Source organism: Bacillus sp. z14 (2026) (assembly GCF_058313575.1).
Genome location: NZ_JBZFQK010000001.1, coordinates 327323 through 341969, shown reverse-complemented (window position 1 = coordinate 341969; position 14647 = coordinate 327323). Strand labels below are relative to the sequence as shown.

Genomic DNA, 14647 nt, shown 5'->3' with positions numbered 1-14647 from the left:
GGTGAAATCTGTTCCGCTGGAAAAAACAATCCAATTTAATAAAGAGCTGCGTCACAGTGTACGAAGAGTATGTCAACGATTCTCCGGCTCTTATTGGAGAGAGCTAGACATGAAAAATGCATACCCTGAAGAGTTTGTAAATGAAATAACGAGAAATGGTTTTCTATCAGCTTTGATCCCAGAAGAGTATGGTGGTTCTGGATTAGGTATTGCGGAGGCTTCTATTATTCTTGAAGAAATTAATCGAAGCGGAGGCAACGCTGGTGCCTGTCACGCTCAAATGTACATAATGGGGACGTTAGCCCGGCATGGAAACCAGCAACAAAAGTCAAACTATTTACCTCGTATCGCTGACGGTACATTACGATTGCAGGCTTTTGGAGTCACAGAACCAACGACAGGAACCGATACGACTAAATTACGGACCTTTGCAGAAAGAAGAGGAGATCATTATGTCGTGAATGGTCAGAAAGTCTTTATTTCAAGAACAGAGCATTCTGATTTAATGATGCTGCTAGTGAGGACTACGCCAGTCAGTCAAATTAAGAAAAAAACGGAAGGATTATCTGTTCTGCTTGTTGATTTGAAGGAAGCAATAAACAATGGTATTACCATCCGTCCCATTCAGACGATGATGAACCATTCTACCACTGAATTATTTATCGAAAATTTAAAGGTACCAGCCGAAAATTTGATTGGTGAAGAAGGAAAAGGTTTTTCCTATATTTTAGATGGTATGAATGCAGAACGAATATTAATTGCGGCCGAATGTATAGGGGATGGACGATGGTTTATAGAGAAAGCAACTCAATATGCAAACGAAAGAGTCGTTTTTGATCGGCAAATTGGGGAAAATCAAGGAATTCAATTCCCGTTGGCGAAGGCACATATCCAAATAGAGGCAGCGGACTTAATGCGTAAGGAGGCATCAAGGCTATTTGATCTAGGTATAAAATGTGGGGCTGAGGCGAATATGTCAAAATTGCTTGCCGCTGATGCGTCTTGGGATGCTGCTAACACAGCACTGCAAACGTTTGGAGGATTTGGTTTTGCGGCTGAATATGATGTAGAAAGGAAATTCAGAGAAACACGCCTTTATCAAGTGGCACCAATTTCAACCAATATGATTCTTTCTTATGTAGCGGAGCATGTCTTAGGTTTGCCTAAGTCTTACTAGTATGATACTCAAGGTTGATGGGAGGATGTAGTATGAGAAATGCGGTGATTGTTGAGGCTGTTCGGACGGCGGTTGGCAAGATAGGCGGATCGTTAAAAAATGAGGAAGTGGATTATCTTGCTTCTGCCACCATAAACGGATTGATTGAACGCACAGGAGTACAGAAAGATGAGATTGATGAAGTCATTATCGGTCAGGCGAAACAAAGCACAGATCAGCCAAACCTGGCAAGATTAGCTTTATTGCGTGCCGGACTTGCAATAGAAACACCGGGTTATACGGTCCATCGCCAATGCGGATCAGGAGTGCAGGCTATTCATAATGGTGTCCAGCAAATCATGTGCGGTTTATCGGACATAGTAATTGCCGGTGGTGCTGAAAGTATGAGTCAGGCACCATTCTATTTACGTAATGCTCGTTATGGGTTTGGCACAGGTAATACGGAAATCCTTGATTCCAATACGGAAAGTCAGCCGCGTGCACAACCAATCGAGACATACGGTCATTTAACCATGGGGATGACAGCAGAAAACCTTGCCGAAAAATATTCAATCACCAGAGAAGAGCAGGATGAATATGCGCTTTTAAGTCAAGAAAAGGCTGAACGTGCTATTTCTTCTGGCCTGTTTAATGATCAGATCATTCCATATCAGATAAAGACGAAGAAAGGGACAGAAATATTTAAAGTGGATGAACATCCAAGAAAAACGAGTATGGAGCAATTGGCGCGGCTTAAACCTGTTTTTAAGAAAAATGGGACTGTAACGGCAGGGAATTCAAGCGGACGGAATGATGGCGCAGGGTTGGTTATGCTAATGGCAGAAGAAACAGCTATTCAAAAGGGCTATAAATGTAAAGCAAAAATCATTGCTCAGGCAGTTGCCGGTGTTTCTCCAGATATTATGGGAATCGGTCCTGCACCAGCTACGAGAAAAGCACTGAAGCTAGCCGGATTGAAGTTAGAGGATATAGGGCTGATAGAATTAAACGAAGCATTCGCTGCTCAAACCTTAGCTGTGATTAAAGAAATGGATTTGGATTTGAGGCGATTGAATGTAAATGGTGGAGCGATTGCGCTTGGTCATCCAATTGGAGGGACAGGAGGTATCCTAATGACCAAGCTTATTCATGAAATGGAGCGCAGGGGAGAAAAATATGGCTTGGTTACCTTTTGCATTGGCGGAGGTTTAGGAATATCCTCAATTGTTGAGAATCTGCAGGTTTAGGCCATGCAAGAGAACAAAGGGTTAGATCTTTACCGTTCACGTATCGTCACTGCAGAAAAAGCAATCTCTCTTATAGACTCCTCCTCTCACAATGTCTTTTTGGCACCTTTTTGTAATGAACCGCAACAGCTGGTAAAGGAACTTATTCGACAAAAGGAACGGTTTCATTTATTAAATTTATACACGTGTATTGTTGGGAGTCCCTGCTTGTATGCTGAATCGGAGGGGAATCCTCATTTTTTTATCAAGACATTCCTTGGATCCTCATTACTAAAGGGGGTTTTTCATGCAGGAAATGGTGATTATATACCTTTAAATTTATCCGAATTACCGGAATGGGTGGAAACAAATAAAATTGATTTTGCCATGATTCAGGTTACTCCTCCCAATCAAAATGGTTATTGTAATCTGGGAATCTCAGTCGATATTATCCATTCACTTAGTAAACATGCTGGTAAAGTCATTGCTCAGGTCAATAGCAATCTTCCCAGGACATTTGGGGATTCAGAAATTCATGTATCAGAGATTGATTATTTTGTTGAATCAAATGATAGTTTATTGACGATTTCATCTGGAATTCCAAACAAAATAGAAGAGGCAATCGGTAAAAATGTTGCACAATTAATCCCTGATTATGCAACGATTCAAGTTGGGATAGGTAGAATTGCAGATGCCGTTCTTTTGGCCCTTAAGGAAAAGAAGGGATTGGGTGTTCATTCCGGTACTATAACAGACGGTGTCATGGAAATGATGAAGCGAGGAGTTATTACTAATGAAAGAAAAGAAGTGATGACTGGTAAAACGGTTTGTACCACTTTAACTGGAAGTCAGCAGTTATATAGCTTCGCCAACCTCAATAAGGATATTTGCTTATACCCAGCAGATTTTACACATAATAGCTTACAAATTTCAAAGATTACGGATTTCTATTCAATTAACTCAGCTTTGGAAGTCGATTTGACAGGACAAATAAATGCTGAGCAAATTGGCAATTATCCATTAGCTGGAGTTGGCGGCCAAATGGATTTTATTCGTGGGGCCAGACTTTCAAAAGGTGGAAAAGCTATTATTGCCCTTCCAGCGACTGCAATGGGAGGTACTAGGTCGAGAATAAAAAATACTGTATCTTCTGTTACATCCTTAAAATCAGAGATTGATTATATTGTGACAGAGTACGGAATTGCTTCCTTGTTTGGCAAATCACTTAAAGAACGAAGACAGCAAATGCTGAACATCGTACACCCGAATTTCAGAGAAAGTTTAAGTGCTAATCTTACATCACAGTTGTAGCAATAATCTTTTTTACATGGAGGGGTTTAGGTGTCAATCAAGGTGAAACAGGATCAGATAAAAAGGGCAAGACGGCCATTTTTTACTGATGAACATGAAATGTTCAGGAAATCACTCGTGAGTTTTTTACAAAAAGAAGCTGTTCCCTATTTTGAAACATGGGAAGAGGAGAGATTGATCCCTCGATCCTTTTGGGAGAAGATGGGTGAACAAGGTTTTATTTGCCCGTGGGTCAGTGTGGAGTATGGCGGAATGGGTACTGATTTTGGCTTTGCTATTATTTTAAGTGAAGAATTAGCAAAAATAGGAGCTGGTTTGACGGGCATTGGAACTCACAGCAATATCATTGTTCCTTATTTACATACATTTGGCAATGAGGAACAAAAGCATAGATTTTTGAAAAAATGCGTTAAAGGGGAACTGATTACTTCGATTGCAATGACAGAACCAGGGGCTGGATCAGATTTGGCAAGCATCCAAACTACGGCTATCCGTAAAGGTAATCAGTATATATTAAATGGTCAGAAAACATTTATTACAAATGGAATCCATTCTGATTTGATAATTGTTGCCTGTAAAACGGATCCAAAAGCTGAACCAAGACATAAAGGAATCAGTCTTATATTAGTTGAACGAGATACCCCAGGGTTTACGCGTGGGAGGAAGTTAAATAAGGTGGGAATGCACAGCCAGGATACGAGTGGGCTAATATTTGAAGATTGTATAGTGCCAGTCTCAAATCGATTAGGAGAAGAAGGAAAAGGCTTCCGCTATATGATGATGAATCTTCAGGAGGAACGGCTCTTATGCGCAACAAATGCGGTCGTAGCTGCTGAAGATATGCTTCAATTAACCATACAATATGTAAAAGAGAGAGATGCCTTTGGAAAGCCAATCAGCCAATTTCAGAACACTCAATTTACGCTGGCCGAAATTGCTACAGAAATAAAGTTTGGTCGGACTTTTGTCGATGATTTAATCAAAAAACATATTGATGGAAAAGAAATTGTGAAGGAAGTAAGTATGGCTAAATGGTGGACGACAGAGATGGCAAAACGTGTCTCCACCCAATGTATGCAGCTTCATGGCGGTTATGGCTATATGGAGGAATACAAAATTGCCAGACGGTATAGAGATATACCAGTCACATCCATTTTTGCAGGCTCGAATGAAATTATGGGTCATTATCTCTAAACAATTGGGACTCACTTGAAAGCTGGATAGATCAAATTAAAAAGAAGAGAAGGGAGAGAACGAGTTTGGACTTTACCTTATCAGATGAAACGATAAAAATGAAAAAGATGATCAAACATTTCATTGATGAAACGGTCGATCCGAAAGCAGACTTAATCGAGAAAAATGATCATATACCTGAGGACATCATGCAGCTAAGCAGGGACATGGGTCTATTTGGTTTGAGTATTCCGGAAGGCTATGGCGGACTTGGCCTCGATATGGTTGGAAAATGTGCCATATATGAGGAGCTTGGCCGTACGCATAATGGCTATACGACCATCATTGGAGCACATACCGGTATTGGCTCTGTTGGGGTTGTTGAGATGGGAAATGATAGACAGAAGCAAAAATATTTACCCAAAATGGCAACTGGAGAATTAATTGGTGCATTTGCTTTAACAGAGCCTGAAGCTGGTTCAAATGCTGCTGCGATTAGAACGAGAGCCGTTCGAAAAGGAGACAGCTATCTTCTAAATGGGTCCAAGCACTATATAACAAATGCATCAATTGCCGGTTTATTTACCGTGATGGCTGTGACCAATCCGGCTGCAGGTCCTAAAGGAATTACTTCCTTTTTGATTGAAAAGGGTACAAAAGGAATGATTATTGGGAAAAAGGAAGAAAAAATGGGCTTGAGAGGCTCTCATTCTTTCGAAATCTTTTTTGAAGACTGCGAGGTTCCGGCAGATCATATTCTGGGGCAAGAAGGAATGGGATATGTGAATGCTCTAAAGATTCTAGCTAATGGCCGCGTAGGTCTGGCCGCTAGGAATCTTGGATCCTGTCAAAAATTATTGGAATTATCGGTCCAATATGCATTTGAACGGCACCAATTCGGAAAGCCGATTTTTGAACAGCAAATCATCCAGCACTATTTGGCTGATATGGCCTTGGACATTGAATCGCTCCGTGCATTAACCTATAAGGTTGCCTGGATGGTAGACCAAGGAAAGAATGTTGTTAAAGAAGCGGCTATGTCTAAATTGCTAGGTTCAGAAATATTTAATCGAGTAGCTGATAAAGCCGTTCAGATTCATGGAGGCCTAGGATATATGAAAGGATATCCAATCGAGCGATTTTATCGTGATGCAAGAATCACCAAAATTTATGAAGGTACTTCAGAAATCCAGAAAAATATCATTGCTGCTCAAATAAAGAAAGATTTCTATAATCATTCACAAATGATGTATACATAATTCTTATTAAGACAGACAGGCATTGATATCAAAATAAAAATGGGCAGGATTCCAACGGATGAGTGGAATCTATTTTTTTGCTTTGAGGTGTTTTTTTAAAAGCATAAAATATTACGGCATACTGATTATATTTTTTGTTAAAATTGGAATATATGTTCGATTGTGGAAGGTGGGTGGTTTTAAGATGTTAAAGAATGAAGCAGATGTTATTAGGTTAATTCAAAACGATGAAAAAATGATGGAGATTATAAAGGCTGTAAGCACATTAAATTTACCTGACTGGTGGATATGTGCAGGATTTATACGTTCAAAGATTTGGGATGCTTTGCACGGATTTAAAGATCGTACTGAAACACCGGATGTTGATGTTATCTATTTTGATAAATCAATAATTAATGAGGATATGGAAAAAGAATTTGAGATAAATTGATTAGTATTATGCCTAATATACCTTGGTCTGTGAAAAATGAGGCTAGAATGCATACGATTAATAACTTTTCTCCATATACTTCTTCGCAAGATGCCATATCAAAATTCCCAGAAACAGCGACAGCTCTAGGGATAAAGTTAGATCATGAGAATAAATTAATCCTTATTGCTCCATATGGATTAGATGATGTCATAAATTTAGAGGTTAAGCCAACTCCCCATTTTCGTGAGTCAAAAGAACTGGCTGTTATTTATAAGGACCGAATTTCAAAAAAGAATTGGAAGTCTATTTGGCATAAAATTGAAGTTCGCGATATATCTGATTAAGAATGATAGACTCTCATTTACGTTCCCTCTTTTTAATAGTATCTCTATAAAATCTATCATTTTGATATTTTACCGTTTATTAATCTCCTCTTTTTTTTGAAATGTAAAATTCGCAAACCATCCTGATCATTTTACATCGACTTTCCACTGTCCTATCAGCCGACCGAATTATTTTTATGGAAAATGGAAAAGTAATTGAGACAGGTACACATAGGGAACTGTTTGAGAATAAACATGGGGTATATTCAAGGTTATTTAGCAGGGAAGCTGAAATGGGCAATCAAACTGTAACTATAAAACTCTACAGAATCGTAAGAATTGGATGACTCACGCCTCTAACATGTACTTACAAGTTATGGTAAACTATTCATGATTCGCGTTTGTTCATAGTGAGGGGTGATTCATATAATGAAAAAATACGAACAAGTAAAGATGGAGATTAAGAAGCTCATCGAAGAAGGCGATTATATACCCGATCAGCGTATAAGTTCTGAATATAGTTTAACTCAGCAATTTGGAGTTAGCAGACATACAGTGCGTAAAGCAATTAATGATCTTGTAAATGAAGGCTGGTTGTATACAGAGCAAGGTTCAGGCACCTTTTGTGCTGACCGGAACACAAATCAACCATCTGAAAAAACAATTGCTCTTTTGACTACATATATATCCAATTACATCTTCCTCTCCATCATTAATGGAGTTGAGTCCTATCTAAGCAGTAAAGGATATACTCTGCTCCTTTATAGTACAAATAATGATTTAAATAAAGAAAAGTTGTGTTTGGAGAATATTTCAAACAGGGGGATTGCCGGTTTAATTGTAGAACCGACTAAAAGTAATTATTATAATCCGAACCTGAAATATTATTTAAATTTAGAGAGGAAAAAAATACCATATTTAATGATTAATGCTTATTATCCAGAGCTACACCCTTATAGATTAACGGTAGATGATGAATTAGGCGCTTATATGGCAACAGAACATTTGATTAAATTGGGGCATGGACGCATTGCTGGTATTTTTAAAACGGATGACCAGCAAGGTGTTAAGAGGATGCAGGGATTTATCAAAGCGCATAGGGAGTATAGCATCCCCATCTTACCCAATATGATCCTACCTTGTACAACAATAGAAAAAGATAAAGTACTGAATAAAGAATTTAGGAAACTACTAAATTCTGAACAAAGACCTACAGGGCTTTTCTGTTATAACGATGAAATAGCTTTGTCTGCTCTTGATGTTATTAGGGAATATGGAATTAGTGTACCTGATGATCTATCCATTGTAGGGTTCGATGACTCAAATTTAGCGACTGCATCTGAAGTGAAATTAACGACCATCAGACATCCACAATTTGAAATGGGTAGACAAGCTGCAGAAACAATTATCCAGCTGATTGAAAATAAAGTAGATGGAGATCCTTCAATCCGTTATAAACCAGAGTTAATATTACGAAATTCAACGAGAAAATTATAGGAATTTCTTTTTAAAAACCCACCAAAATGGGTTTTTTATTTTGTTCACAAATGGTTGTAAAAAATATGCAAAGGAGAATAATTTATGTAGCGTACTTGTACTAACAAGTAGTATGATATTAATGTAAGCGCATGCATTATTTTGAAAGGTTTCTATATTCATAATGTTTTGGGAATAAATTGAATGAGAGCCTTATTTTACAAAAGGGAGTGGTTAATAACATGAGGAAGTTTGTTACTGCAATGATGATGTTTGTACTGGTATTTACCTTAGCGGCATGTGGCAGCGATGAAAAATCCAGTGGGGAAGAAAAAGGGTTTGTTGGAATTGCCATGCCAACAAAGTCATCGGAGCGCTGGGTATTTGATGGAGAAAATATGGTCAAGGAATTTGAAAAGTTAGGCTACAAGACAGATCTGCAATATGGCGAAGACGTTATTGAAAATCAAATTGCCCAAATTGAAAACATGATTACTAAAGAAGTAGACATTTTAGTAGTTGCCTCTATTGATGGGGAATCTTTAACAGAAGTCCTTCAAAAAGCGGCTGATCAAGATATTAAAGTTATTTCCTATGACCGATTAATCAAAGGGACAGATAATGTGAGTTATTATGCCACATTTGATAACTTCAAGGTTGGTGTTCTACAAGCCTCCTACATTGAAGACAAGCTAGGACTTAAGGACGGCAAAGGACCTTTTAATATTGAGTTGTTTGGCGGGTCTCCAGATGATAACAATGCATACTTTTTCTATGATGGTGCAATGTCTGTCTTAAAGCCATACATAGACTCAGGGAAATTGGTTGTTAAAAGCAAACAAACAGATATGAAGCAAATTGCTACTTTGCGTTGGGATGGCGCAACTGCACAATCTCGTATGGACAACTTGCTAAGTTCACAATATTCAACTGATCGTGTAGATGCCGTTTTATCTCCATTTGATGGAATCAGTATCGGTATTATTTCTTCTCTTAAAGGGGTTGGTTATGGAACTGGAAGTAAACCATTACCAATAATTACTGGACAGGATGCTGAGTTGGCATCAGTAAAATCTATTATTGCCGGTGAGCAAACCTCAACCATCTTTAAAGATACGAGAGCATTAGCTAAAAAAGCAGTGGAGATGGCTGATGCAGTTCTAAAAGGTAAGGAAGCGGAAGTAAATGATACTGAAACATATGACAATGGAAATAAGGTTGTACCTTCTTATCTATTGGAACCGGTTTCAGTTGATAAAGAGAATTACAAAGAAATTTTAGTAGATAGCGGATATTACACAGAAGAAGAATTAAGCAAATAAAAGAAATAGTGGGTCTCGTTTTTTTCAAAGGTTTCTATATTCCAAGCTTTATGGGGCTAGCATAAATTAGAAACCTTTATTTTTATCAAAAGGGAGAGGTTCAAAACATGAGAAAATTTGTTACTGCAATGATGATGTTTGCACTGGTACTTACCTTAGCAGCATGTGGCAGCGATGAAAAATCCAGCGGTGATGAAAAAGGGTTTGTTGGAATCGCTATGCCGACAAAGTCATCAGAGCGTTGGGTATTTGATGGAGAAAATATGGTCGAAGAGTTTGAAAAGCTAGGCTACAAAACAGATCTTCAATATGGCGAAGATGTCATTGAAAATCAAATTGCCCAAATTGAAAATATGATTACTAAAGGAGTAGATATTTTAGTAGTCGCCTCTATTGATGGGGAATCATTGACAGAAGTTCTTCAAAAAGCAGCTGACCAGGATATTAAGGTTATATCCTATGACCGCTTAATTAAAGGGACAGATAATGTGAGTTATTATGCCACATTTGATAACTACAAAGTTGGTGTTTTACAAGGCTCTTATATTGAAGAAAAACTTGGTCTTAAGGACGGCAAAGGACCATTTAATATTGAATTGTTTGGCGGATCTCCAGACGATAACAACGCATACTTTTTCTATGATGGTGCAATGTCTGTTCTAAAACCATACATAGATTCTGGGAAATTGGTTGTTAAAAGTAAACAAACAGATATGAAGCAAATTGCTACTTTACGCTGGGATGGCGCAACAGCGCAAACTCGTATGGACAACTTACTAAGTTCACAATATTCATCTGATCGTGTAGATGCAGTCTTATCGCCAAATGATGCATTAGCTATTGGTATTATTTCTTCTTTAAAAGGGGTTGGTTATGGATCGGATAGCAAACCATTACCGATTATTACCGGACAAGATGCTGATTTGGCATCAGTAAAATCAATCATTGCCGGTGAACAAACCTCTTCCATCTTTAAAGATACGAGAGCATTGGCTAAAAAAGCAGTTGAAATGACAGATGCAGTTCTAAAAGGCAAGGAAGCAGAAGTAAATGACACTGAAACATATGACAATGGAAACAAGGTTGTACCATCTTATCTTTTAGAACCAGTAATAGTAGATAAAGAAAATTATAAAGAAATTTTAGTCGATAGCGGATATTACACAGAAGAAGAGCTAAGCAATTAACAGAATGGATGGCGGATGCTGTTTGATTGTAATGTAAACGGTTAAACAGCATCTAAATTTATACAGTTGAGGTGAATGGCGTGTCATCAATTTTATTAGAAATGAAAAATATCACGAAGACATTCCCTGGGGTAAAAGCTCTTGACCATGTGAATTTAAAAATTAAAGAAGGCGAAATCCACGCCCTTTGCGGAGAAAATGGAGCTGGTAAATCTACTTTAATGAAAGTATTGAGTGGAGTGTACCCACATGGCACTTATTCAGGAGATATCTTATTTAATGGAGAAGTGTGTGAATTTAAAAATATTAAGCAAAGTGAAAATCTAGGCATTGTAATTATCCATCAAGAATTGGCTTTAATCCCTTATCTATCTATCTCTGAAAATATATTTATAGGCAATGAACAAACAAAACATGGAATCATAAATTTTAATGAAACAATTGTAAAAACATTAGACTTACTGAAAATTGTTGGGTTAAATGAATCACCGAATACACCGGTTAATCAACTGGGTGTAGGAAAGCAACAATTAGTTGAAATAGCAAAGGCATTATCCAAGAAAGTGAAATTACTTATATTAGATGAACCAACTGCAGCTTTAAATGAGAATGATAGTGAAAATCTCTTAAATTTAATGCTTGAATTTAAGAAACAAGGAATGACCTCCATAATAATCTCTCATAAATTAAATGAGATTGCAAAGGTGGCCGATTCGATAACCATCCTTCGTGATGGTAAAACTATCGAAACTCTTGATATGAAAAAAGGTGTTACGGAGGACCGAATCATTAAGGGGATGGTAGGACGTGACTTAACGAATCGGTATCCTGAACACACACCAAATATCGGAGAAACCATATTAGAAGTGAAAAACTGGACGGTTCAGGATGAAAACAATTCCGATCGTAACGTGGTTGATGATGTAAGTTTCCAAATAAAAAGCGGTGAAATTATTGGCATAGCCGGATTAATGGGAGCTGGGAGAACCGAGCTGGCGATGAGTTTGTTTGGAAAGGCTTATGGTAAAAAAATCTCAGGCCAAATAATTAAAAAGGGAAAAGAACTGAAGCTGAAAAATATTACACAAGCAATCGATAATGGCATTGCTTACGTAACTGAAGACCGTAAATCATATGGACTTGTATTGGAAGAAGATATTAAAACGAATATCACATTGGCAAATCTGGGTAAAATATCTCAAAAACTAGTTGTAAATGATAATCAGGAAATTATTGAAGCAGAGCAATATCGCAAAAAAATGAATATAAAGAGCCCAAGTATCTTACAAAAAGCAATGAATCTAAGTGGAGGAAATCAACAAAAAGTCGTGTTAAGCAAGTGGATTTTTGCTGAACCGGAAATCTTGATTTTGGATGAACCAACACGTGGGATTGACGTTGGGGCAAAGTATGAAATTTATTCTATTATTAATGAATTGGCCGACAAAGGAATGGGAGTATTGGTCATTTCATCAGAACTGCCTGAGATATTAGGAATATGCGACAGAATTTATGTCATGCGTGAGGGCACATTTACCGCAGAATTTGACCGGAATGAAGCTTCACAAGAAAAAATTATGAAATACATGACCAGAACAGGGGTGGAACAGCTGTGAAAACACTGACTAGTTTATTGAAAAATAATATAAGACAGTATGGAATGGTATTGGCTCTGATCTTTATCATGGTGCTATTTCAAGTATTAACGGATGGCATATTACTAAAACCTCTTAATATTACAAATCTTATTCTGCAAAATAGTTATATTCTTGTTTTAGCAATCGGGATGTTGTTGGTCATTATATTGGGGCATATCGATCTTTCCGTTGGTTCGATTGTAGCCTTTGTTGGAGCTATGTCAGCGATATTTATGATTGAAATGAACATGCCGGTTTGGATATCTGTCATTCTTTGTCTTATTATAGGAGCTTTAATAGGAGCTTGGCATGGATTTTGGGTTGCATTCCTTAAAATCCCAGCATTTATCGTTACACTCGCAGGGATGCTGATTTTCCGCGGACTTACTATGCTTGTTCTCAATGGGCAATCCATTGCTCCGTTTCCTGAGTCCTTCCGCCAAATGAGTACAGGGTTTATACCGGGGCTGAATAAAACAGGAGAATTAGATTTACTGACTATGATTGTCGGAGTTTTAATCTCTCTCGTACTATTATGGAGTGAATTTAGAAAGCGTAAAAAACAACAGTCTTACAATTTTGAAGTACTTCCAATGTGGTTATTTGCTTTAAAACTGGTATTTATAGTAGCAGTAATGAATATATTTGCTTATTTCCTAGCTTCATATGAAGGTATTCCTAATATTTTGGTGATTTTAGTTGTATTAATTGTTGCTTACTCATTCTTTACAAATAAAACAGTCCCTGGTCGACATTTATATGCGCTTGGCGGTAATGAAAAAGCAGCAAAATTATCAGGTATTAAAACAAAATGGCTTACCTTCTGGGTATTTGTAAACATGGGTGTATTATCTGCCTTATCAGGATTATTATTTGCAGCTCGGTTGAATGCAGCAACTCCTAAAGCGGGTAACTCTTTTGAATTGGATGCGATCGCTGCGGTCTTTATTGGCGGGGCATCCGCATATGGCGGTATAGGGACTGTTATAGGCGCTGTCGTTGGTGGTTTGGTAATGGGTGTATTAAACAATGGTATGTCGTTAATTGGCTTAGGCGTGGATTATCAACAGACAATTAAAGGACTGGTATTGTTGCTAGCTGTAGGGTTTGACGTGTATAATAAAAATAAATCATCGTAAGTTTATTTTAACAAAAAGAGGTGTTTGGAAAGTGAATTATCGCAGACTTGGCAATACCGATTTATCTGTAAGTGAGATTAGTTTTGGGACATGGGGAATTGGCGGTGATTGGGGAAAGGCTGATACCCAGGATGCTCTTCTTGGTTTAAATCGCGCTATGGAGAATGGAGTTAACTTCTTTGATACGGCGGATGTATACGGAAGTGGTAGAAGCGAAGAACTGTTAAGGGAAGCGACGAAAGGCAAAGAGGATACGATCCATATTGCTACGAAATTTTGTCGAGCCGGTGATATTCATGATCCAGATACATATTCGGAAGAGGCAATTCGGGCATATTGTGAGGGCAGTCTCAAAAGGCTTGGCCGCGAACGGATTGACCTATATCAAATTCATTGTCCGCCCTTACATATTTTAAAGAATACGGATGTATTTACTGTGCTGGATAAGCTTCAGCAGGAAGGGAAAATTCGCCATTATGGCGTGAGCGTAGAGACTGTTGAAGAAGGTTTATTCTGTCTTACCATTCCAGGTGTCAGAGCATTACAGGTCATTTTCAATATATTCCGGCAAAAACCGCTTGAAGAACTCTTCCCGACAGCTAAAAAACAGGGGGTTGGTATATTAGCCCGCGTACCACTGGCCAGTGGTTTGCTAACAGGAAAATTCAGCACCCAAACAAAATTTGAAGAAAATGATCACCGTAGCTTTAATGCAAATGGAGAAAAATTTAATGTTGGTGAAACATTTGCAGGACTTGAGTTTTCAAAAGGAGTTGAGCTTAGCAATCAGCTTTCCTGGATTGCGGATGGAAGAGGTACCATGGCTAATTCAGCTTTACGATGGATTCTGGACCATGAAGAAATTACATGTGCAATACCTGGTTTTAAAAATGCGCAACAAGTTGACCAAAATTTAAAGGCGATTCAAACTAAATCCTTTTCAAAAGAAGAGTTAGATAGGCTGCAAACGTTTTATATGAATGAAGTACATGATTATATTCGCGGACCTTATTAATGCCAGTTAAA

At 37.9% G+C, this 14647-nt stretch carries 10 protein-coding genes and 2 pseudogenes; all 12 read left to right on the top strand.

Going from position 1 to position 14647, the window contains the following annotated elements; all coding sequences use genetic code 11:
* Position 1: 1 nt before the first annotated feature.
* On the top strand, positions 2-1177 hold the full coding sequence (locus AC4G3O_RS01515; RefSeq protein ID WP_148629774.1) for an acyl-CoA dehydrogenase family protein: 1176 nt from the start codon (positions 2-4) through the stop codon (positions 1175-1177).
* A 32-nt stretch (positions 1178-1209) separates the two neighbouring features.
* Complete coding sequence (locus tag AC4G3O_RS01510) at positions 1210-2403, top strand: thiolase family protein (protein ID WP_491135719.1); 1194 nt, start codon at positions 1210-1212, stop codon at positions 2401-2403.
* Between the two features lie 3 nt (positions 2404-2406).
* Positions 2407-3693: an acetyl-CoA hydrolase/transferase family protein gene (locus tag AC4G3O_RS01505; RefSeq protein ID WP_491135718.1), complete on the top strand. Its 1287-nt coding sequence runs from the start codon at positions 2407-2409 to the stop codon at positions 3691-3693.
* Between the two features lie 99 nt (positions 3694-3792).
* A pseudogene (locus AC4G3O_RS01500) lies at positions 3793-4906 on the top strand (acyl-CoA dehydrogenase family protein).
* A gap of 46 nt (positions 4907-4952) precedes the next feature.
* Complete coding sequence (locus AC4G3O_RS01495; RefSeq protein ID WP_139891871.1) at positions 4953-6125, top strand: acyl-CoA dehydrogenase family protein; 1173 nt, start codon at positions 4953-4955, stop codon at positions 6123-6125.
* A gap of 184 nt (positions 6126-6309) precedes the next feature.
* A pseudogene (locus tag AC4G3O_RS01490) lies at positions 6310-6881 on the top strand (nucleotidyltransferase family protein).
* 408 nt (positions 6882-7289) lie between these two features.
* A complete protein-coding gene (locus tag AC4G3O_RS01485) occupies positions 7290-8357 on the top strand; it encodes a GntR family transcriptional regulator (protein WP_491135717.1) in 1068 nt (355 codons plus the stop codon).
* Positions 8358-8578: 221 nt separating this feature from the next.
* Positions 8579-9658: a multiple monosaccharide ABC transporter substrate-binding protein gene (gene chvE, locus AC4G3O_RS01480; RefSeq protein WP_066103512.1), complete on the top strand. Its 1080-nt coding sequence runs from the start codon at positions 8579-8581 to the stop codon at positions 9656-9658.
* 107 nt (positions 9659-9765) lie between these two features.
* Positions 9766-10845: a multiple monosaccharide ABC transporter substrate-binding protein gene (gene chvE, locus AC4G3O_RS01475; RefSeq protein WP_066103515.1), complete on the top strand. Its 1080-nt coding sequence runs from the start codon at positions 9766-9768 to the stop codon at positions 10843-10845.
* Between the two features lie 80 nt (positions 10846-10925).
* Positions 10926-12461, top strand: a complete 1536-nt coding sequence (gene mmsA / locus AC4G3O_RS01470; RefSeq protein WP_066103518.1) for a multiple monosaccharide ABC transporter ATP-binding protein — start codon at positions 10926-10928, stop codon at positions 12459-12461.
* On the top strand, positions 12458-13621 hold the full coding sequence (gene mmsB, locus AC4G3O_RS01465) for a multiple monosaccharide ABC transporter permease (RefSeq protein ID WP_491135716.1): 1164 nt from the start codon (positions 12458-12460) through the stop codon (positions 13619-13621). The genes mmsA and mmsB overlap by 4 nt, the downstream gene beginning before the upstream one ends.
* 31 nt (positions 13622-13652) lie before the next feature.
* Complete coding sequence (locus AC4G3O_RS01460; RefSeq protein WP_066103523.1) at positions 13653-14636, top strand: aldo/keto reductase; 984 nt, start codon at positions 13653-13655, stop codon at positions 14634-14636.
* Positions 14637-14647 lie beyond the last annotated feature (11 nt).

Bases quoted from the DNA above. Each gene is read 5' to 3' on its own strand.
- AC4G3O_RS01510 (WP_491135719.1), top strand. From the start codon at position 1,210: ATGAGAAATGCGGTGATTGTTGAGGCTGTTCGGACGGCGGTTGGCAAG.
- AC4G3O_RS01505 (WP_491135718.1), top strand. From the start codon at position 2,407: ATGCAAGAGAACAAAGGGTTAGATCTTTACCGTTCACGTATCGTCACT.
- AC4G3O_RS01485 (WP_491135717.1), top strand. From the start codon at position 7,290: ATGAAAAAATACGAACAAGTAAAGATGGAGATTAAGAAGCTCATCGAA.
- chvE (WP_066103512.1), top strand. From the start codon at position 8,579: ATGAGGAAGTTTGTTACTGCAATGATGATGTTTGTACTGGTATTTACC.
- chvE (WP_066103515.1), top strand. From the start codon at position 9,766: ATGAGAAAATTTGTTACTGCAATGATGATGTTTGCACTGGTACTTACC.